This is a genomic window from Deltaproteobacteria bacterium (assembly GCA_016930875.1).
Taxonomy (GTDB): Bacteria; Desulfobacterota; Desulfobacteria; order Desulfobacterales.
On the sequence record JAFGFW010000137.1, the window covers coordinates 42,299 to 63,436 of the forward strand.

At 49.3% G+C, this 21,138-nt stretch carries 14 protein-coding genes and 1 pseudogene; 9 read left to right on the forward strand and 6 right to left on the reverse strand.

What is annotated here, in order from left to right; genetic code table 11:
- The first annotated feature begins 33 nt into the window (after positions 1 to 33).
- The 3 genes from JW883_12180 to JW883_12190 all read left to right on the forward strand — a co-directional run bounded on the left by JW883_12180 (position 34) and on the right by JW883_12190 (position 5,808).
- Positions 34 to 2,760, forward strand: coding sequence for a sigma 54-interacting transcriptional regulator (locus JW883_12180; protein ID MBN1843023.1), 2,727 nt, complete (start codon positions 34 to 36; stop codon positions 2,758 to 2,760).
- Positions 2,761 to 3,233: 473 nt separating this feature from the next.
- The gene (locus tag JW883_12185) at positions 3,234 to 4,751 is read left to right on the forward strand and encodes a sigma-54-dependent Fis family transcriptional regulator (GenBank protein MBN1843024.1); all 1,518 of its coding nucleotides are present in this window, start codon (positions 3,234 to 3,236) and stop codon (positions 4,749 to 4,751) included.
- Positions 4,752 to 5,217: 466 nt separating this feature from the next.
- Entirely contained in the window at positions 5,218 to 5,808 is a 591-nt protein-coding gene (locus JW883_12190) for a hypothetical protein (GenBank protein ID MBN1843025.1), read from the forward strand.
- A gap of 16 nt (positions 5,809 to 5,824) precedes the next feature.
- Here JW883_12190 and JW883_12195 read toward each other — a convergent pair whose 3' ends face one another.
- Positions 5,825 to 6,163 (reverse strand): PilZ domain-containing protein, encoded by a 339-nt coding sequence (locus JW883_12195; protein ID MBN1843026.1) that lies wholly within the window; start codon positions 6,161 to 6,163, stop codon positions 5,825 to 5,827.
- 194 nt (positions 6,164 to 6,357) lie between these two features.
- On the opposite strand from JW883_12195, the gene xth reads away from it, so the two are divergent.
- From xth to JW883_12210, 3 genes are all read left to right on the forward strand, one after another.
- Complete coding sequence (gene xth, locus JW883_12200) at positions 6,358 to 7,134, forward strand: exodeoxyribonuclease III (protein ID MBN1843027.1); 777 nt, start codon at positions 6,358 to 6,360, stop codon at positions 7,132 to 7,134.
- 220 nt (positions 7,135 to 7,354) lie between these two features.
- Positions 7,355 to 8,347 (forward strand): NAD(P)H-dependent oxidoreductase, encoded by a 993-nt coding sequence (locus JW883_12205; protein MBN1843028.1) that lies wholly within the window; start codon positions 7,355 to 7,357, stop codon positions 8,345 to 8,347.
- 215 nt (positions 8,348 to 8,562) lie between these two features.
- Complete coding sequence (locus tag JW883_12210; GenBank protein MBN1843029.1) at positions 8,563 to 8,850, forward strand: integration host factor subunit alpha; 288 nt, start codon at positions 8,563 to 8,565, stop codon at positions 8,848 to 8,850.
- Positions 8,851 to 8,870: 20 nt separating this feature from the next.
- On the opposite strand, the gene JW883_12215 is transcribed toward JW883_12210, so the two are convergent.
- The 3 genes and pseudogenes from JW883_12215 to JW883_12225 form a co-directional block, all read right to left on the reverse strand.
- Entirely contained in the window at positions 8,871 to 9,749 is an 879-nt protein-coding gene (locus tag JW883_12215; GenBank protein MBN1843030.1) for a deoxyribonuclease IV, read from the reverse strand.
- A 446-nt stretch (positions 9,750 to 10,195) separates the two neighbouring features.
- Entirely contained in the window at positions 10,196 to 10,576 is a 381-nt protein-coding gene (locus JW883_12220) for a hypothetical protein (protein MBN1843031.1), read from the reverse strand.
- Between the two features lie 16 nt (positions 10,577 to 10,592).
- A pseudogene (locus JW883_12225) lies at positions 10,593 to 10,818 on the reverse strand (type II toxin-antitoxin system HicA family toxin).
- Between the two features lie 497 nt (positions 10,819 to 11,315).
- Between JW883_12225 and rsmG the strand changes: the two are divergent.
- A complete protein-coding gene (gene rsmG / locus JW883_12230) occupies positions 11,316 to 12,317 on the forward strand; it encodes a 16S rRNA (guanine(527)-N(7))-methyltransferase RsmG (protein MBN1843032.1) in 1,002 nt (333 codons plus the stop codon).
- Between the two features lie 229 nt (positions 12,318 to 12,546).
- Here rsmG and mltF read toward each other — a convergent pair whose 3' ends face one another.
- Positions 12,547 to 13,920 carry a membrane-bound lytic murein transglycosylase MltF gene (gene mltF, locus JW883_12235; GenBank protein ID MBN1843033.1) on the reverse strand — a complete coding sequence of 458 codons (1,374 nt, stop codon included), beginning with the start codon at positions 13,918 to 13,920 and terminating at the stop codon, positions 12,547 to 12,549.
- Positions 13,920 to 15,323 carry a Do family serine endopeptidase gene (locus JW883_12240; GenBank protein ID MBN1843034.1) on the reverse strand — a complete coding sequence of 468 codons (1,404 nt, stop codon included), beginning with the start codon at positions 15,321 to 15,323 and terminating at the stop codon, positions 13,920 to 13,922. The genes mltF and JW883_12240 overlap by 1 nt, the downstream gene beginning before the upstream one ends.
- A gap of 158 nt (positions 15,324 to 15,481) precedes the next feature.
- Here JW883_12240 and JW883_12245 point away from each other — a divergent pair, with 158 nt between their 5' ends.
- Positions 15,482 to 17,992 carry a TIGR03960 family B12-binding radical SAM protein gene (locus JW883_12245; protein ID MBN1843035.1) on the forward strand — a complete coding sequence of 837 codons (2,511 nt, stop codon included), beginning with the start codon at positions 15,482 to 15,484 and terminating at the stop codon, positions 17,990 to 17,992.
- Positions 17,993 to 18,390: 398 nt separating this feature from the next.
- The gene (locus tag JW883_12250) at positions 18,391 to 20,391 is read left to right on the forward strand and encodes a cation:proton antiporter (GenBank protein ID MBN1843036.1); all 2,001 of its coding nucleotides are present in this window, start codon (positions 18,391 to 18,393) and stop codon (positions 20,389 to 20,391) included.
- Positions 20,392 to 21,138: the final 747 nt, after the last annotated feature.

A 21,138-nucleotide genomic window follows, 5' to 3' on the forward strand; every position in this document is an offset into this window, starting at 1 on the left:
CAGGGGCGCTGTCGTTGCATAGGAGTATCAGAGATGAAAAAGAAGGTGAAATGCTGGGAATTCTTTCGCTGTGACGAGGAGGAATGTCCGGTTTTCAAGTCAAAGGAGCTGAATTGCTGGCTCATTGCAGGTACCCATTGTCGAAATGAGATCCAGGGAAAATTCCTGGAAAAGGTCGAGATGTGCCTTGAATGCGAGCCCTTTAGAGCGAACATAGATGTCGATTCCATGGAAGAGACCTTAAAGGTGGTCAATGAACAACTCACAGAATTCAGGCATATGGTTAACGAGCGAGATAGGGAGTTGGAAGGCACCAGTATGGAGCTGGCTCTAGGGTTGTCCGAGGTCTTTGAGGCGTTAAAAAAGATATCTTCAGGCGATCCTGAAGTCAGGATACCCGAAATCTCAGAACTCGCTTTGATTACGAAGCTAAAACATATGGTCAACCTGACCGCCGAAAACCTTGCAGAAATCGTCGATCTATCCCACGAGTTTGCCATCGGTCTTGCTGAGCACTTCGATGTATTGCATAGGGTCTCACAAGGTGACCTGATAGCGCGGGTATCTGGCACTTCACAGGTAGACCTATTGGAATCCCTGAAAAAAGTAACCAATGAGATGATTCACAATGTATCCAGAGAAATCAGTGATCGCAAGCGGGCAGAGCGGGCATTGCGGGAGAGTGAAGAGCGGTTTAGACAGATAGCAGCCCTGTCTCCCTTTCCAATCTCTATCATCGACTCAGACGGACGATACTTGTACTTGAACAAGAAATTTACCGAGGTTTTTGGCTACACACCGGAGGATATCCCCACTGGAACGGATTGGCTTTACAAGGCCTATCCAGATCCGGAGTACCGACGGGAAGTCTTGTCAGCCTGTAAATGTGACTTGGGCAAATCGGGAGCGTTCGAATGCAGGCTTCGAGAGTTCAAGGTCACCTGCAAGGACGGGACAGTGCGGGACATCGTTTTTAGACCCGTAGCCATGGACAACGGGAAACAGTTTATTACTTATGAAGACCTCACCGAGCGCAAGCAGGCGGAGGAGGCGTTGCGGGAGTCGGAACAGAAATACCGAACCATCTTCGAACTAGCGGCAAGTTCAATTATGCTCGTTGATAAAGAGACAGGTGCGTTGGTGGAATTCAACAAAAGGGCGCATGAAAACCTCGGGTTTACTCACGAGGAATTCGAACAGCTCAAGATATCCGACTTTGAAGTCGTAGAAAGTCCTGAGGAAGTCCTGAGCCACAGCAAGAAAATCACCAAGGAGGGGGGCTATAGATTTGAAACTAGACATAGGACAAAGAGTGGAGAGATACGAGATGTCTACGTGAGTAGCAGGGCAATTGCCATAGATGGGAAGGACTACGTTCAGAGCATATGTCGGGACATTACCGAGCTTAAGCGGACGGAGGCCACGGTTGCGGAAATGTTCAGGGAGATCAAGAAAGGCCATGATGATCATTTGTCGGTTCTCAATATGCTGCGTCTGGGGATTGCAACATTAGACCAGGCCGGCCGTGTCACATTTCTCAACCAGACCGCCCGACACCTTATCGGAAAGAGTCTAACGGCGCTCTTGGGAAGTCATTGGGAAGCGTTATTCCATTTCAATGCCCATGACAAAACCCGGCTAAAGAATATGTTGAGGCATCCCGGTAAAGCAAGAAGGAGGTTGCAAACTCAAGTCGAATTTCAGGAAGGGCGGCGTTATTGGATGGACATCGAAGTGCAAGACGACCCCCGCACGCCAGCCAGAAGAATTTTCTTTTTCTACGATATGTCTGAAGTCTACGATTTGCGGCGCATGCTTGAAGATAAAGCGCAATTTCATGATCTTGTAGGAAAAAGCAAGCCTATGCAGGCTATATATCAGCGCATCCAAGACGCTTCCAAGGTGGATTGGACTGCCCTGATCGAGGGTCAGACAGGAACGGGCAAGGAACTGGTTGCACGAGCCATACATTTTTCAAGCCATCGAAAAAATAAGCCCTTCATCGCGGTGAACTGCGCCGGGCTGGCTGATTCATTACTGATCAGCCAGTTGTTCGGTCATAAACGAGGTGCTTTTACCGGAGCAGTTGAGGATCACAAAGGTTTTTTTGAGGTTGCCAACGGGGGGACACTCCTTCTGGACGAGATTGGCGATATTTCTAAGAATATGCAGACCAGTTTACTTCGGGTCCTTGAAGAAAAGGAGATCACACGACTGGGTGAATCCAAGCCTCGAAAGATAGATGTTCGGGTCTTGGCCTCAACCCATCGGGATCTAAGTCAAGAAGCTGCAAAGGGCAATTTTCGCCCTGACCTGCTTTATCGGATCCGAATTGCCAGGATCAAACTTCCTCTGCTGCGCGAGCGCCGTGAGGACATCCCTCTGCTTGTTGCATCCTTCCTGGGCCAAAGCCGTGCGGCTACTGGAAAGCCTGTCAAGGACGTGAGCAGTGCGGCCATGAGGATACTCCTGCAATACGATTGGCCCGGGAATGTGCGAGAACTGAAAAGCGCCATCGACTTTGCCACCCTCCACTGCAAAGCATCGGTAATTAACGCCGAAAACTTCCCGCCTGAAATACTCTACTCAAGGCATCCTCGACCACATGCCAGCGACCCGAACCAAGATGAGAGACAACGCGTGCTGGCCGCCCTGGAGACTGCAAAAGGAAATCGTACGGCTGCGGCTAGCCAGCTCGGCATAAGCCGGGCCACACTATACCGTCGTCTAGCACGCCTTGACATCAAGTCCGTCAAATAGCCCTGCCATCTTTCAAGAGTGTCTCGCACGAGACAGTGTTGAGACGCATAATGAGACAATTGTTGTCTCATTATGCGTCTGTCGGATTTAATAACCATCAAGAGCAAAAAGAGCAACAATAGAATATCAACATGTTAGGGTAAGAGCCCATCTTTGGCATTGTCTTTGCTGTTAGGTATATAATCGGAGATTGTGGTGGGGCATGACGAGGGGATGATTCCTTGATCATATGGGATCAAACGCCAAACGAATCAAGACAATGTTCAACACTTCTCTTGGAATGAAGAAGCCAAAGACTCTCTGTATTGCTACTTAGCCCGTGAGCCTGAAGCGTCAACGCTACCTACTGTTCTCAGCAGCTTTCTTTTTTTACTTTGTCGCCACGCCTCTTGGCCTTCGTGTTATTGCGCATGTCTTGGCATAAATGCCGCCCCGGCGCCTTATAGTTCTTCTTCAAAGAAAGTAAGACAGCCATGGAACCAAAAAAGGTGCTCATCGTTGAGAGATCAAGAGGCACCCGTGAGTATTTGAGCGGGTTGGTCAGAACGCATGGTTTCTACGCTTATGCCGTGAAGCGACAAGAGGAGCTTTTAACCCATCTGAATCGTGAAAATCGAGACTTGCTGCTTCTCGGATCGAGCATCCGTATGGAGCAGGTAAGCGCTTTCGAGGAAGTCCTTAAACGCGAGAAAAAGGTCCTCCCGATCCTATTCATTCGCAACGGCAAAGAGGCCTTGGGGCAAAAAAGAGTCGTCGGCAAGGCCAATACTTCTTCCCTCCCGGGCAATTTCCATCCCGATGACTTAAAGGTTGCTATCGAAAAGCTTATCGAAAAATCGCGGAGCTCCAATGGCAAAGGATTGGACAGCACCATTGTCGGGAAGACCCCGGCTATGGCTAAACTCAAGCGCCATATTTTGGACCTAGCCAAATCCGATCTGACCGTACTTGTCAGCGGTGAAAGCGGTACAGGTAAGGAACTGGTGGCCAGCGCCATTCACAGATTTTCACCCCGGGCAGATAGACCCTTTATTAAGGTCAATAGTGCTGCGCTGCCGACGAATCTCTTTGAGAGTGAGCTGTTTGGATTTGAAAAGGGGGCTTTCACCGGGGCCGGCAAGAAAAAGCCGGGGAAATTCCAACTTGCAAACTCCGGAACCATCCTTTTGGACGAGATCTGTGAAATTCCCTTGCCCATGCAGTGTAAGCTTCTTCAAGTCCTTGAAGACAGTGAATTTTCCGCTCTTGGGAGCACCACTAATACAAGGATCGATGCCCGCGTTCTGGCAGCTACCAACGCCAATCTGAGTGAGATGGTATCTAGGGGGCAGTTCAGATTGGATCTTTATTATCGCGTCAACGTGGTATCTGTCCACATTCCGCCTCTAAAGGACCGTAAGGAAGACATTGATTTGCTGTGCGACCACTTTCTGAGGAAATATGCAGAGCGTAATGGCAAAGCGCATAGGCCTCTTACCGACCGGATCCGGGAGCAGTTTTATCAGTATTCCTGGCCCGGAAACGTTCGGGAACTGGAAAATGTTATCCAAGCCATTGCTACACTCGGAAATGAAGAGAGCTTTTACGACAAGATCGGCAATTATGGTCTTTCAGGCGTTTGTCGACATAGGAAGGGACCTGCCACGACAGCCGATGCAGTGACTGGGAGTGCGACCAACCTGCTGACACGATACACATTGAAGGAGCTCTCTAAGGAAGCGGCACGCCAGGCTGAGACAGATACCATTGTGGATGTGCTCTCCCGGACGGACTGGAATCGCAAGAAAGCGGCCGCCCTGCTGAAAACCAGCTACCGGACCCTTCTAAGCAAGATCAAGGAATACGAGATTAAGCAACATGGTGCCTCTATCGAAGATGCTATTACCAGAAGTAGCCAGCCAGCTGGGGATTCCTTCCTTGGCAATTTCGAGGGGGCCCAAAAGGGCGGTAAAACTGGAAGGTTTGGCAGGTATGAACGAGTGGAATATTGACTCGGACAATAAACGTTCACGGCTTGCACTCAAACTCATTCGCCTGGAATATTGGAAGAACAGAGTACCGGTAAGGCCAAATTTTGTATGAAAGCAGGCGTGTCTTCAGTGGACTGAACCCTCAGACAAACTACGGATAACACACTTATTAGATATCAGAAATCCTCTGCACTTTCCGCAGGTTGTCCCATTTCCGTGAAGCTCCCTCATCTACAGTCCAAAATCCGCGGCAAATTCAGCTGGGCCATCGACATCACCATCAAGGTCACCTTTACGGCTATGGCAGAAAACATCATTTCATCTGTATCGGTCAGCCCACCCTCATGCATGACGATCAAAGTGACGTCATAAAAGCCAGGTGCAAGGTCAGATACTGTTGGTTTCACCCCTTGGGCGATACTTTTATAAACGACGTTGGCTTTGACAGCGCCATGGAGGTAATCTATAAAGGGGGCCGGAGGAAAAGATGTCGATTTGCATCTTGGCATTTCTAATTTTGGCGGGGGTTTTGTTTACCTTCAAACTGTTATATGTGCTTGCAACAGCGGGGGTCCTTCCCATGACCCAGGGAGCACTGTTCACCTCTACCGCTTCCGTAAGAATTGAAGCGTTTTTGGATGCTGTGCCCATGAACCCCAATGAGTTGCTAGTGGACCTGGGGTGTGGGGACGGGAGGGTCCTTCGGGCGTCACGAAGACGTTACGGGGTGAGGGCCTTGGGCTTTGAGGTGAATGCCATGGCCTATTGCATGGCCCGTGTTTTGAGCCTTGGGACGAGAGGCATTCAAGTTAAGTGGAAGAACTTTTGGTCCCAAAACCTCAGGGATGCTGATATTGTTTTCTGTTACTTGTTTCCGGATGTCATGAAACGCCTGGGCATAAAATTGGAGGAAGAGCTTTGTCCTGGGGCTCGCATTGTCTCGTGTAATTTCTCTGTTCCAGGATGGGACCCGTTTGAAGTTGTATGCCCTGGCTCACCTTCTCATGGCGACCCCATCTATATTTATCGCTTGCCAGACTCCTGTCCAGGGAAAGAAATCGGCAAGGTGGCAAATTGAGAAAATTCTTGCGAGTTCAGCTTTCTTGGTTTTTCAAAATCAACAAACCAACCAGATGGTGCCCCTTGTATCGTCCCTGATCTTCCTTTGTGATGTGTTTAATCTCTGTTTGCAATTCTTCCGGGGGCACCGAGAAATCCATCGTGTGATATTTCATGTTCAAGACCTTGCCAACCTCAAGGTCGTTCAAGATGGCCGAGTCTTCCCTTACCACCAGACACATCCCCTTAGAAGAGATATTCCAGATCTTGAACTGGTAAAGGTGTCCCGATTCAGTTTCCTTAAACTCCACGCTGTGATATTTCTCTAACTCGGTTCTGGGTTCGGATCTTTTTTCCTCTACGTTGGCTGTCACTCTTCATCCTTTCAAAAGCACAAAACCCGGCCTCTCTTCGCGAGAAACAGGGTCTTTGGAGAATCAATGCATAGCTTCCTCTGCCCAAGGTAAACATATTTCAATCACTTTTTTATTAAACTATCATCAAATCAAATGGTTAGTCAAGGATATTTTGGATATATTTTTTAAGTATGAGATGTTATAAAGGATGAATGAAGATTGCCACCTTCAACGCAAACGGGATACGGGCTCGACTTCCCATCATCCTGGAATGGCTAGACAAGGAATCGCCTGATGTCCTTTGTCTACAGGAGACCAAGGTACAGGACGTCGATTTTCCGCGTAAGCCTATCGAGAACCTTGGTTACCACTGCGCCTTCCGGGGACAAAAGGCCTACAACGGTGTCACCATTCTGGGCAAAAGGCCACCTGAAAAGGTGTCATTTGGGTTTGGCGATGGAGACGTCAGCGAAGAACCCAGGTTGCTTGTGGCAACCATCAACAATATTCCCATTGTAAACACGTACGTCCCCCAAGGATATGCCCCGGGGTCTGGGAAATTCAGATATAAGCTCGAATGGCTTCAACGTTTAAGAAGCTATTTTGTACATCATTTTCAACCAGATATACCTCTTTTATGGGTGGGGGATATTAATGTGGCGCCAGAACCCATCGATGTGTACGATCCGAAAGGGCTTTTGGGACACGTAGGATTTCATCCCGATGAACACAAAGCCCTTTCAGCTCTCAAGGCATGGGGTTTTGTGGATGTGTTTCGCAGGCATGAGTCTGGGAGCAAGATGTATACGTTCTGGGACTATCGGATCCCAAACGCCGTGCGCCGAAACCTGGGATGGCGGCTGGATCACATCTTGGCCACGCCCCCACTCGCCCAAAAATCGACCCGCGCATGGATTGATATGGCGCCGAGATTGGCGCACAAGCCTTCAGATCACACGTTTGTGGTGGCTGAATTTGATGTTGGCTAGTGTCGTATGTCATGAACTGACACACCTATTGCCCTGATTGTGGTATCGAGGCGTTTGTCGGTGCTTCAAGACAAGAGGCAAGCTTTTTTGGGGCTCCGGTATCTGAAAACAGATCGAGAACACGGTGCAGGAATATATGCTACGAGGTACTGGTGGTCTGCGTCGCCCAACGTCGCCCGTCATGGGCACGAGCGCTTTAACGGAACACGAAAGGGTGTAGATGTTTGTTCTTGGATTACAAGGAAGTCCGCGTACTGAAGGAAACACGAGCATTTTGCTCTCAACGTTTCTTGCCGAGGCCGAAAGGCTTGGCGCACGCACACACTGTATGGATGTGGCCCTCAAAGATATCTCACCGTGTCAGGAATGTGGCGTTTGCGAAAAAGAGGGCTTTTGTCCGATTGATGATGACATGCAGTCCATCTACCCCTTGCTTCGCCAGGCAGACATCATCGTCATGGCCACCCCGATATTCTTTTACGGCCCCACGGCCCAGATGAAAGCCCTTATTGATCGATCACAAGCCCTTTGGGCCAGAAGATATGTGCTCGGACTCATTGATCCGGGCGCCAAGTGGCGCCGTGGCTTTTTGCTGTCTTTGGGGGCCACAAAAGGAAAAAACCTCTTTGAATGTGTCAGTCTTACGGCCAAGTACTTCTTTGATGCGGTCGGGGCGAGCCCTGAGGGCGCTCTCACCTACAGGAAAATCGAAGGGCTGGGTGAAATAGCAAACCACCCCACAGCCTTGTCAGATGCGAAGAAGGCGGCGGGAGCGCTTGTAGCCAGCCGGATTAACAAAAAAAAGATCCTTTTTGTCTGCACGGAAAATGCCTGCCGAAGTCAGATGGCGAGTGCCTTTGCTCAGTATCATGCCGGGGACAGGGTTGAGGCGAAAAGCGCGGGGAGCGTGCCTGCGCAAGAGGTCAATCCCCTCATGGAGGAGGTGATGAGAGAAAAGGGCATGGACCTGGCCTTTCGCAAGCCAAAATCCATTGAGGAATCCACGCGCTATTGGCAACCGGAGATGATCATATACATGGGCTGCAAAGATGCGTGCCCCATCTTTGCCGGAGTCCCAGAGCAGGACTGGAATCTGCCGGATCCTTCAGGAAAATCGATAGACTTCATGCGGCAGGTCAGAAATGATATTGAAAAGAGAGTAGAGGTGCTCATAACTGAGACTGCCCCGGACGTCTTGGGAACCCGTGTTTAGAGTGCCGCCAATTAGGTGGTTTTTGCGAGATCATCATTTTTTGCCGTACGAGACAAACAGGCTCAAAGTAGCTTCAAGGGCGATCAGATTGCAACCCGTTCTCTGTAACAGTATTAATTTCTTGACAAAAGGGATGGGCTAGGTTAAATTATAAAAATTAGGTTAGAGATTGACGTTCAATAACTGAAACCCAAATTGCATAGGAGTGACGAGTAATGGCCCTTACGAAAGAGGACATTGTGAGCTCGATTTACAATGAGCTTGAGATTCCCAAGAAAAGGTCCGCTGAAGTGGTCGAATCACTGTTGGAGATCATCAAGAAAACGCTCAGCAATGGCGAAGACATCTTGATCAGCGGGTTCGGAAAATTCTGTGTCAAGAGCAAGAAAGAGCGGAGAGGCAGGAATCCTGCCACTGGCGAGCATTTGATGCTGCGATCGAGACGAGTGGTAACATTTAGGTGCTCTGGCGTTTTAAGGGACAAGGTAAACAGTAGCGGTTAGATTCCCTTCTGGGATTTAATTCAATTTGAGACAAGAGCCCGGAGTCGTTCCAGGTTCAGGCAATCGTAGTCCGTCAGGCCGTTTTTTTTCGGTGTTTCAAGGATCTTGGGAACAGCCTTTAGCCTGGGGTCGTTCATGATGAACCGGAAGGCGTCTATGCCTATGGCTCCCTTTCCGATGTGTTCGTGTCGGTCGACCCTGCTCCCCAGTTCTTTCTTAGAGTCATTCACATGAATAACACGTAGAAGTTTAAGGCCTATGACTTCATCAAATTCCCTCATAGTCTGTTCATAGGTGTTTTTTTTACGCAAATCATAGCCTGCTGCAAACACGTGGCATGTGTCAAAACAAAATCCCACCATGTCTTTTTCTTCTATCATGTGATAAATGGCGGCCAACTGCTCGAATGTGCAGCCAAGGTTTGATCCCTGGCCGGCCGTGGTTTCAAGAAGAAGCCTGCAGCGGGCCTCAGGAACTTTTTCAAATGCCCTGTTGATGCATCGTGCAATTCGCCGCAACCCTTTTTCCTCCCCGGTCCCCATGTTGGCGCCCGGGTGGATGATGACATAGGGTATGCCGAGTTGAGATGATCGCCTAAGCTCGTGCTGAAGCGCCTCTTGGGACCTTTCATATTTGTTGCGATCAGGGGAGGCCGGATTGATCAAATAGGCAGCATGGGAGCAGATGAACTTTACCCCGCTCTTCTTCCTTGCAAGATCGAACTGTTGAACATCTTGAGCAGAGAGCCGTCGCTCCTCCCAGGTAGTAGGATTTTTTGTGAACATCTGCAAGGCCGTGCACCCGTATTCAGAGGCAGTTAGCACGGCATTGTGCAGACCGCCTGCTATGGAAAAATGGGCGCCAAGAAGGATCCCCTCGGGTTTCTTTGTAAGATGCATGTTTTTGCCTGGCGTCATAAGCGACCGTGGCCATCTCGAAAATCCTGCGGGAGCTATTTTCGATGGGGCGCTTTTGACAAAATCCCCCAAAATGGGGCTTAAGACAAGCACTTTTTGTTGGATCTTGATCTCAATGAGGGCAACATGGAAGGGATTTTCGACAATCAGTCTGGGCAAATCAAAGAGGGTAATCTAACCCCTCGGCATTATTCCATTATTTGTGTGTCGCAATGAGGAGGCAAAAAAAGTCGAAAACCTGTGTTCGACAATCTGTGCTAACCAACAACCTTTTGAATTAACAGAGTTTTCGGCAGCAGGCATTCTTGCATACTCGAAAAACCTAGTGATTCAATCGGTTTCCGATTTCTCATAATCCGCATTCTGGGCTATAGCACTTTCTAAAAGAGATTTTCCCTTCTCGAAGCATCGCTGAGCAATCTGCTTTGTTAGAGTCGGCTGATAGTTGACGGCCATCTGAAACAAGCGGGTGCCTCTTTGCCCTGACCCTTTTCCAAGGAATCAAAGCCCGCTTTCTTACATCTTTGAGCGATCATTGCCTTGTAGTCAGTGTTGAAGGCCACAGCGCTGGAAAACCTGTCATCCGCTCCACTGTAATTACCAGTATGAAAATAGCAGAGGCCAAGCTGAAAATGGGCCTCTGCATCAGCCGGCTTGTCATTTATCCTCTTATCCAAAAGCTCGATAGCTTTCGGATACATCCCTGCTTTCATAAACTCCTTGGCCTTGTCCACGTCACCGTTCCAAAAAGCGTGGGATGGAAAGGCAAACAAAACAAATGCCGCCGTCAACAACAGATGTCTTATCATTTTTCTAGTTCCCTGCTTATCTTTGCTTTAGAAATTCCTCTACGGTCAAACCAATATCTCTTGCTATCTCTTTCAATAATATTGGCGATATGTCTCTTTTCCTTGATGAACAGGAACTGTCGTACGCCTTCCATCTTCATGGCTGTATTGCTTGTGAGAACCTCTTTGAGGTACCTCTGTGAACCCTGATTTTTAAGAACAGATATGACTTCACGCGGCTTTAAGACAGGAGGTTTTCCCATCATGAAGCAACCATTATGTTTTGAGTGCCTATGAATTCACTGTCAAACTCAGGCTCACCGTCATCGAGTAACATCTCTGTAACTTCTTGGAGGTTCTCTTTCAATTCATCCAGTGTTGCTCCTTGAGAATGTGCTCCGGGAAAACCAAGAACATATCCAACATATAGTCCTGTATCTGAACCCTACAACGACGTTTACCACTCCGTCATTCCGGCGAAAGCCGGAATCCAGTCAGAACGATCTATTTAACATCACAAAACGCTGATCCGTTCAAGAGCTCAAACTCGGTTTAGCACGGTAACGTCAAAGTCGGTGCCAAATTGCTAATATTGGACGGTTATGGGAGTCTCAAAATTCGTGCTTGGAATTTGTGGCATTTTGATTCATTATATAATTTTTGTCAATTCAGGCGGTTAGTTGTCTAAATGACGTGGGCCTGAATTCCAATACTGCATGTTTGATTTTTGAACGAAAAAGGGTATTCTTATGTTTTTACCATGAAAAAAGATCGAGACAAAATGGAAAGTGTAGAACCCGTCAAGGTTCCCATTGAGGATGTTCTCGACCTGCACACGTTTGTTCCCAAGGAAATCCCCGGCCTTTTGGAAGAGTACCTGGCTGCGTGTCGGGAAGCCGGGATCTGTTCGGTGAGGATTATCCACGGCAAGGGCCGGGGGGCTTTGAAAAATCGGGTTCGTGGCCTTCTCAAGAAGCTTTCCATTGTCGCATCCTTTTCAGACGCCCCGGCTTCTGCGGGAGGCTGGGGGGCAACAATTGTGGAACTCAACAGGGGGCCTGGGGTCCAGCCACAGGAATGGGCTCGCTTTCCAGACCATATTGAGCAAGGCGCAAAGGCCATGCAGGCGGGTCTGGATCGGTCCCAACTTGCCCGGTTTGGCCTTCATGCCAAAGAGCTTCTGGAGTGGAATCGATTTGCGGGTCTCACAGCCATTAGAAATCCCAGAGAAATGGCAGAAAAACTTTTTCTGGACAGTTTTTCTCTACCGCCTTTTATCCCAACGGCATGCCGTGTCCTGGACATCGGCTCGGGCGGCGGTTTTCCGGGAGTGCCTCTGAAGGTGATACGTCCCGACTTACGTCTCACTCTCATTGATGGATCAAGAAAAAAGGTCAACTTCCTGAAGCATGTCATAAGGACCATGGGCCTGGAAGATATAGAGGCCCGTCAGATTCGGGCTGAAGAACTTGCCAGAGATATTTATGCGGAGGCTTGTCGTTATGATGCAATTGTATCTAAAGCGGTTTCTAAGCTGGAGGGGCTTATTGACCTGGCCCTACCTTTGTTGCGGGAAACGGGTGTAATTGTGGCCATGAAGGGGGAGTGCGTGGAGGAAGAGCTTAAAGCTGCAGAGCCTAAAATCAAGAGACTGGCCCTCAGTCTGGAAAAGAAAGAATACAGCCTCCCTCTGCTTGGAACCAAGAGAAACCTTGTTGTTATGAGAAGGAGGCCGAGTCCGGAGGTTGAATGTTTCACGTGAAACATTGTCTCCTGCCTTCATTCTTCACTGAAATACTGTTTGAGGGCGTTAGCCCGAGTTTTTGCAATTCAGCCAGGCGAATCGAAAATCCCAAAATTGCTCACAGGAGTGAGTAAAATCCGGGTTTTTTCAAAAGGCTAAACTCCTACGGCACTTATAAGTTTCCCAAGCGCCCGGGCCCTTCAAGGGGCAGATCAGGGCCAAGTCCTCTGGCGTGGATTCTTTACTTTCACCCTGCATATTCTATGGCCTGCCTCTTCAGGATGTCGTAGTAGGTCACCACCCTGCGTACCTGGAAGACGGGCTCTGCTCCGCGGCAGTAACCGTATTTGCTCTTCTTGTAGTACTTGCGCTGGCGCAACAATGGTAAAGTCTCTTCCAGGGAAGACCACTTGTTCGGGTCAAGTCTCATGCCAGAGGCTATCCTCCGTGCGTCCATAACATGTCCCCTGCCAACATTATAGGCGGCAACGGCAATAAGGCTCCTGTCCGGATCAGGAGTCTCGTCAAACAGGTCATAGAGCTTTTTCAGGTACCTGGTCCCTCCCATGATGCTCTGGTATGGGTCGAGCCGATTCTTGATCCCCAGCTCCTTCGCAGTGGGCAGGGTCAACTGCATGAGCCCTCTGACGCCGGAAAAGCTTTTCGCCCAAGGCCTGAATTGCGATTCCTGGTAGATTAGGGCAGCAATAAACCGCCAGTCAAATCCGTAAGTCTCCGCCGCTTTCTTGATGGTTTTCTCGTACCTGGGAAGGCGGGTCTTAATCCTTTCCTGAAATTTTTTGACATTCAGATGGTCGAACCTTTCGAGGTAGGCATAGTAACGATTATATATGTCCTTGTACGTGCCATCACGTTCAATGGTCTCCAAGAACTCATTGATCTTGTCCAGAAGAGAGCGCTCTCCTTTTTTCACAGCCCAGCCTAAAGACTGCTGTTTTTCGATGGGAAAGGCAATGCGAATATCCGGATAGTAACGTCGATTCATGAGCGCCACATTTGAGTCAGCTATGGTTACTTCGATCTTGCGTTGTGCTACGGCTTCAACAAGATCTTCCGTCGGAACATTATCGTGTGCTGTAATCGTGACATCCAGGCCCTTGCGTTTCAGTGCCACCAGTCTTTCCTCATAGGAAGTCCCGGCCCGCACATGGATCGTCAGCCCCTCCAGATCACCAATGTTTTTTATTCCAGTGTTTTTTTTGTGGATGACGACCATCTGCTGAACGGGGAGGTACCCTTTTGCAAAATCCGCCACTCTTTCCCTGGAAGGTATTTTGGTCATTCCGGCCGCCACGAAATCCACGGACCCATTGCTCAGCAAGGGGAGAATCTGATTCCAGGATTCAGCCACTTTCACTTTCAAATCAACGCCCAGAAAATCGGCAAAGGCCTTTGCAAGGTCGTATTCAAAACCCATGTTCTGATCGCGGTATGAATAATAGCAATGTGCGTTGTTGCGGGTTACCATGGTAACTGTCCCTGATTTTCGGATTTCCTCCAGCGCCATATCGCGAGAACAGGCAGCCGAAAAAAGAGGACCGACAAGCAGAAGAGCAAAAAGCGCCTTCAAAGTTGGGAGTGCATTTTTTCCGAATTTCATCACTGCAGTTTAACCGTGACGTAATACTGCTGACTGCCTCGCTGTATCAGGAAGACCGCTGATTCCTTGAGCCGATACTTGATCACGGCCTTCTTGAAATCATTCAGGTCTTTTACCACCACATCGTTGATCCTGCGGATGACATCACCGCTTCGCGCGCCGATTCTATCCAGATACGAGCCTGAGCGCAGTTCGGTTACCATTACCCCGTCTTTTGCTGCTATCCTAAATCTGAGACGCAGAATTGTGGATATCTCCTGCATTCGTACACCAAGAAACTCATATGCCCATTCTTCGGCCAGCTCTTCAGGGAATGTGCGGGAACGAACCTGAATGACATGAGATTCGTCATCCTTCCACACCGTTAATGGAATTACGTCTTCCGCGGCAAAATTTCTGATCAAGGCGAGGTAGGTCTCTTTGGAAGTCACTCGCTTCCTCCCGACGGCAGTCACCACATGGCCAGGTCGAAGACCTGCTTCATAGGCAGGGCTGTCTTTTGTAACATCAGACACGAGAACGCCCTTTCCCTGTGGCGTCTTGAAGTAGCGCGTAAGCCTCAGGTCAAGATCCTGGACGGATAGACCGAGCCAAGCGATGTGCACCTCGCCGTATTTTATGAGATCATCCATGACCCGCCTGGCCTTATTGATGGGTATGGCAAAACCTATCCCCTGGGCCTTTGAATAGATAGCGGTGTTGATCCCGATGAGGTCGCCGTTGATGTTTAGAATGGGGCCCCCGCTGTTGCCAGGATTGATGGAAGCGTCGGTCTGTATAAAATCCCTATAGGTACGGTCCTCTGCCTGAACAGAACGGTTCAACGCACTTATGACGCCCGTAGTTACTGTGTGGGAAAACCCGAATGGATTGCCAATAGCAATGACGGTTTCTCCAATCATAAGGTCATCAGAATTGCCCATCTCAATGGCCGGCAATGTTTCATCGGATTGTATTTTCAAGACAGCCAAGTCAAAATCCGGCGCCGCCCCCACCAGTTCGGCTTGAAACTCCCGCTCATCTCTAAGCACCACCTTGATCTCAGTGCTTCTCGCGATCACGTGCTCGTTGGTCAGTATGTAGCCCCGTTCTCCGTCAATGATCACTCCTGAGCCCAGGCTGGTTCCTTTGTAACGCCGCCGGTAACGGGGTTCAAAGAAATCCCTGAAAAAAGAATCAAAGAAGGGATCAACGCGAGAATCAAAGAAGGGATTGGAGCGCTGAGCTACTTCATATTCGCTGCTAATATTAACTACGGCCAGACTAACCTTCCTCACAGCCTTAACAACTGCACTTTCTCGCGAATAAGAAGCAGACCAGCAGTCGCCCGATATCGCGATAACCATGCCTAGAACCATGAAAAGGACTGCAAGCTTAGGACAACGACGTCGAAAGTCATTCATCTGAAGAGACACCTCTTTCATCTCAAACCTTTGCTATCGTCACTTGACAGACTATCTTGAGTCGCTACAATAAGCGACACGATACGTAGCGTCAAAAGGGGGATCTTTCAAAGAAGATCTCCCTTTATCGCTGTGAAGAGATTGATAACAGGGAAACCATGAGCCGTCAATCCTTGGAAGATATATTGCCACTCGTTCGCCATTCGAGCCATTACCTGGGCTCGGAAGTCAACGCTATCCGAAAGGACCCGGGGCAGGTGCGGCTCCGAGTCGCTCTGGCCTTTCCAGACCTCTACGAGGTGGGAATGTCTCATGTGGGCATTCAAATACTATACCATATTCTGAATGCCCAAAAAGGCATAGCAGCGGAAAGGGTGTTTGCCCCGGGTCTTGATCTGGAAGCCGAGCTTCGGGCCACCCACACTTCCTTATGCTCCCTTGAAACGCATACCCCCCTTTCAGATTTTGACATCATAGGCTTCAGCCTGTTGTATGAGCTTAATTTTACAAATATTTTAAGCATGTTAGGCCTATCGGACATTCCGTTTTATTCAAGAAACCGTGGAAATTCGCATCCTTTTGTGCTGGGCGGTGGCCCCTGCACGTTCAATCCAGAGCCTCTGGCCGACTTTTTCGACGCCATAGTCATAGGAGATGGTGAAGAAGTGGTGGTTGAGCTGGTAGAGTTATTACTGGAATGGAAAGAGGGGGGAGGAAACGATCGGCAAAAACTTCTTGAACGGTGGTCGAGGTTACAGGGCGTTTATGTCCCTTCTTTTTTTAGACCAGATTGGGACTCCATGGGTTTGCAGGCGCTCACGCCCCGATTTTCCAGCCATAACACTGTGCATAAGGCCCTCGTTTGCGATCTCAACAAGGTCCCGTATCCGGATCGTCCTGTGATAGGCTTTGGAAAACCCATCCACGACAGGCTCAGCCTGGAGATCTGCCGTGGATGCACAAGAGGATGCCGGTTTTGCCAGGCCGGGATGATTTATCGTCCTGTGCGAGAGCGTGCTCCTGACAAGGTTTTGGCCCTGGCGGAAAGGGCGCTGGCCAATACGGGATATGACGATCTTTCTCTTCTATCTCTCAGCACAGGTGACTACGGCGCTATCCAGGTCTTGATGGAGCGGCTAATGAACCGATGCGAGCCGGAAAAGATTGCTGTCTCGCTACCTTCTCTTCGCGTTGGAAGTCTGACTCAGTCGCTCATGGCCCAGATCAAGCGCGTCAGAAAGACAGGCTTTACAATAGCCCCGGAGGCTGGAAGCCAGCGGCTGCGTGACGTTATCAACAAGAATATCACTGAGCGAGATCTCAAAGAAACACTCCAGAATGCCTTTGGACTGGGCTGGCAGCTAATCAAGCTCTACTTCATGATCGGCCTTCCAACAGAGACGCAAGAGGACCTGGATGCCATTGTTGAACTGGTGAGAGATCTTCAAAATCTTCGTATTCCGGGCGTGCGCAGAAAAAATATTACTGTCAGTGTTTCCACCTTTATTCCAAAGGCGCACACGCCATTTCAGTGGCGCCCTCAGATCTCGGCGGCCGAGAGCAGAGAAAAGATCCACATGCTTCGAGGCAAGCTAAGGGGACGGGGGCTCCGTTTCAAGTGGCAAGACCCGGAGATGAGCATCCTTGAAGGACTTTGGGCGAGGGGGGACAGGCGGTTGAGTCCCTTGTTGGTTAAGGCCTATGAAATGGGCTGCCGTTTTGATGGTTGGAGTGACCAGTTTCAATACAAACGATGGCAAGAGGCTATCGAGGCCTGCAGCGTGGACCTTGATTCTTACACGACCCGACCCCGTGATTTTTCAGAGTCCCTCCCCTGGGATCACATTGATTCCGGGGTTTCCAAGGAGTTTCTGAAGCAGGAGTGGGAAAGGGCGCTAGCAGGAGGTTATACTCCGGACTGCCGCCAGGGCGAGTGTAACCTGTGCGGGGTTTGCGACTTCGAAGCCGTAAAGCCTGTGACCTTTGGGGCAGAACCTGGGACCCGGATTCGCCACCATATTGACAAGACTCACAAAACGCCTGTGTTTAGGAAGATGCAAATCTCTTATGCCAAGCGCGGTCCGGCTAAGTATTTTGGCCACCTGGAGCTTGTCAAAATCATGATGCGCGCTTTCAGGCGAGCCAGAGTCCCTTTGAGATTTACAGAGGGGTTTCACCCTGCGCCAAAGGTTTCCTTTGAATCCCCGCTTCCAGTTGGCATAGAGAGCACCGAAGAGCACTTTCAAGTCGAGACGCCGTTCCATGTGCAACCAGAATCACTGATCGAGCGTGTTAACGAACAACTGCCGGAGGGCCTCATCATCACTGCTTGCGCCACGGTCTTTCAGCGCTTGCCAGCAGAAACGGCCAGAATCTGTCACTACACCATCAGCCTGAAAGAAGCTTTGTTTTCCGAAGAAAAACTCAAAGATTTCTTGGAGAGTCCGGCAGCGCCTCTAACCAAGAAAAATCGAAAGGGCCGCGTCAAAACCATCGATCTGAAGCAAGCTGTCCGAGAACTGCAGCTTGTATCTTCCACAACGGCAAGAATGACGCTGAGCACGTTGCCCGGAAATCACGTGAGACCCACAGATGCCCTTGGTCATATTTTCGGCCTTTCAGAGAGAAACCTCATGCTTGCGACTATTATTAAGGAGCCTGCAGGGTAACTTCTCAAAAAGTCCGGGTAATTCCCTGAAACTGTCATTTCGGCTCATTGCGAGAAGTCCCGCCTCTGGCGGGACAACAACGCAATCTCAGTGCTACCAAGGAGATTGCGTCGCTTGGCTCGCAATGACCAGAACCCGAACTTTTTGAGAGGTTACCCTGCTATGAAGTCAACCATTTGAAAAGCCAGGATTTTTGTGATACTCAAACGAAATCTGTATGGTCCTGTCTTGATTGTCGAATGGACGGTCGCAAGTGCAAAGAAGCCGTCATGGCGAAAAGACGTGTAGTAGCAAGCCATCAACACTTGCGCCCGCTGTACTACCCCCTGGCCGTCTAATATTCATTGCCGTTTCTCGATTTGGGCTTTTCGACATGAAATTAGAAGGTAAATTAGAGTATGGAAATACTGCTCCTAAATGACATTGTCATCATATTTGGGCTGTCCATTGCTATCCTCTTCATATGCCATCGACTTCGAGTGCCGGCGATTGTGGGATTTCTCTTTACCGGGATACTGACCGGGCCTTACGGACTTGGACTGGTAAAAGCAGTTCATGAAGTTGAAATTTTAGCTGAAGTCGGCGTTGTGTTATTGCTTTTTACTATCGGCATCGAGTTCTCACTTGAAAGGCTGCTGCAAATCAAGAAATCAGTCCTGATGGGAGGCTCGATTCAGGTCTTGCTAACACTTTTTGTTACTTTTGTTATAGCAAGGCGACTGGGGCAATCCGTTGGTGAATCGATCTTTATGGGATTTCTTATAGCCCTCAGCAGCACGGCCATTGTGCTCAAACTAATGCAGGAAAGAGCTGAAGTTGATAGCCCCCATGGACGTACAACTCTTGGCATCTTGATCTTCCAGGATATCATTATTGTTCCAATGATATTGGTTACGCCTCTGCTTGCCGGAGCAACAGGGGATTCGGGCGAAACCGTCCTCGTTCTTATTGCCAAAGTAATCGGAATCATCGGGTTGGTGATCGTCAGCGCCAAATGGATTGTACCACAGGTATTGTATCAAATCGCCCGGACGCGAAGCCAGGAGCTTTTCTTGTTGAGCGTAGTTCTAATATGCCTCGCAGCGGCGTGGATAACTTCCAGTGCGGGCCTTTCCCTTCCCCTGGGCGCTTTTTTGGCAGGATTGATCATTTCCGAATCTGAATACAGTCATCACGCACTCGGGAACATCCTACCCTTTCGGGATGTCTTTACAAGCTTCTTTTTTGTTTCCATTGGTATGCTGCTGGATATAGGTTTCCTTTTCCGGCAACCGGGAACCATTGCACTGATCGCTTTGGGCGTTTTGGTTTTAAAACCCATCATTGCCGGTCTTGCAACGGTTTTACTAGGATTCCCGCTTCGCACCTCAATTTTGGTTGGCCTTGCGCTCGGTCAGGTCGGTGAATTTTCGTTCATTTTATCCAAGACCGGTGTTCAATATGGTTTACTTGACCTAAATATTTATCAGATGTTTCTGGCTTTCTCTGTGCTTAGCATGGCGCTGACACCATTCATTATAACCCTGGCGCCCCGCCTAGCAGATATTATCCCACGGTTGCCGCTGCCGGAAAGGCTAATATCGGGCTTTTATGCTGTTTCGGAGATAAAAGTTGAAGACAGAAAACACCACCTTATTATCATCGGCTTCGGAGTGAACGGTAGGCACGTGGCACAGGCCGCCAGGGGAGCTGGTATTCCTTACGCAATCATTGAAATGAACCCCGAAACAGTAAGGAGCGAACAAGCAAGGGGTGAGCCAATTTATTATGGCGATTCAACCCAGGAGGCAGTACTTCAGCACGCAAACATCAAAGATGCGAGAATTGTTGTAGCTGCAATTAACGATCCCGCAGCAACCCGTAGAATTACCGAAGTCATTCGGAGACTTAATCCGAAAACTCACTTGATCGTACGAACCCGTTATCTCCAAGAAATGAAGCCCCTGTATGAATTAGGGGCTGACGAGGTCATCCCAGAAGAATTTGAGACATCAGTGGAAATCTTTACCCGGGTTTTGGCCAAATATTTCATACCCAGAGATGAAATCCAAAGGCTGGTCACTGAAGTGCGATCAGATGGTTACGAGATATTTCGAAACCTTTCCAAGACGTCGGCATCTTTTTGTGATTTGAAACTTGAGCTTCCCGATGTCGATATCAGTACGTTTCGGATCTTGCAAGGATCAGCGTTAATTGGGAAAACCCTTGCCCAGATCGAGTTAAGAAGGCGTTACGGAGTTTCCGTAGTGGCAATACGACGAGATGCGCAGATACTGTCCAACCCGGGTGCGCACACGCTGCTTCAGCCCAACGATGAGCTTTTTGTCCTTGGACCACCGGAAAAGATTGCCAAGGTGACGGGTTTATTGCATAACCCAGAAGAAAGAGAGGTGAGCTGATGAATCCATTCATGGCAGTGATTAGCGTAATCTTGGACCTTAAGCGGACATGTCCTGTTTGCAAAAGAGATCAGGTTGTCCCTGCAAGCAAAAGAAGCCAAACCGTGCCTTGTAAATTCTGCGGAGCAGATGTACCTCCACGCAAGGGCTTATGATGTCTAACAAGCACGAGAGTTCTTGCCAAATTGTTCATCAGCTCTGTTAAAATGCCCCTAACAAGCCGTTCAATGCGGCCAGCTATCTCTTCGCTAACCCCAGCTGGAAGATGTCTGCTATGTATGCATAGACACTGTGACACTGCTCTCGCATAGCTTTGATGTCGGGTCGATATGCGCATCCCACATTGGTTAGAGCGGTTAAAGATGTTTTCTTCAACCGTTTTTCCTCTTTTTGAGGAGCGGGTGGCCGGGGGATGGCACGGCTTACCGTCATAACCGCTTCGTCAACAATTCGCCAGATCTCCTCTTCCGAGCCTGCACTTTCTCACCGACTAAAATGACGTACTTTTTTGGCGTCTTTAATAGACGACCCTTTCATTTCAGTTCAGGAAACCTGGTCTTGTGGGCCAGGTCGCCGACTTCGCCAGCCTACTCCGCCGAAGTGGCAACGGCTACGAAGGCCGGGAAGTAGACTTGGCTACGACGTCTCCGCCCGCCTGCGGGCCGAAGCCTATGGCGGAGAGCCCGAAGGCGAACCACAACTTTAAGGCATTTCTTTGCTGGCGCTCCCTGATGATCGGTGAATGGA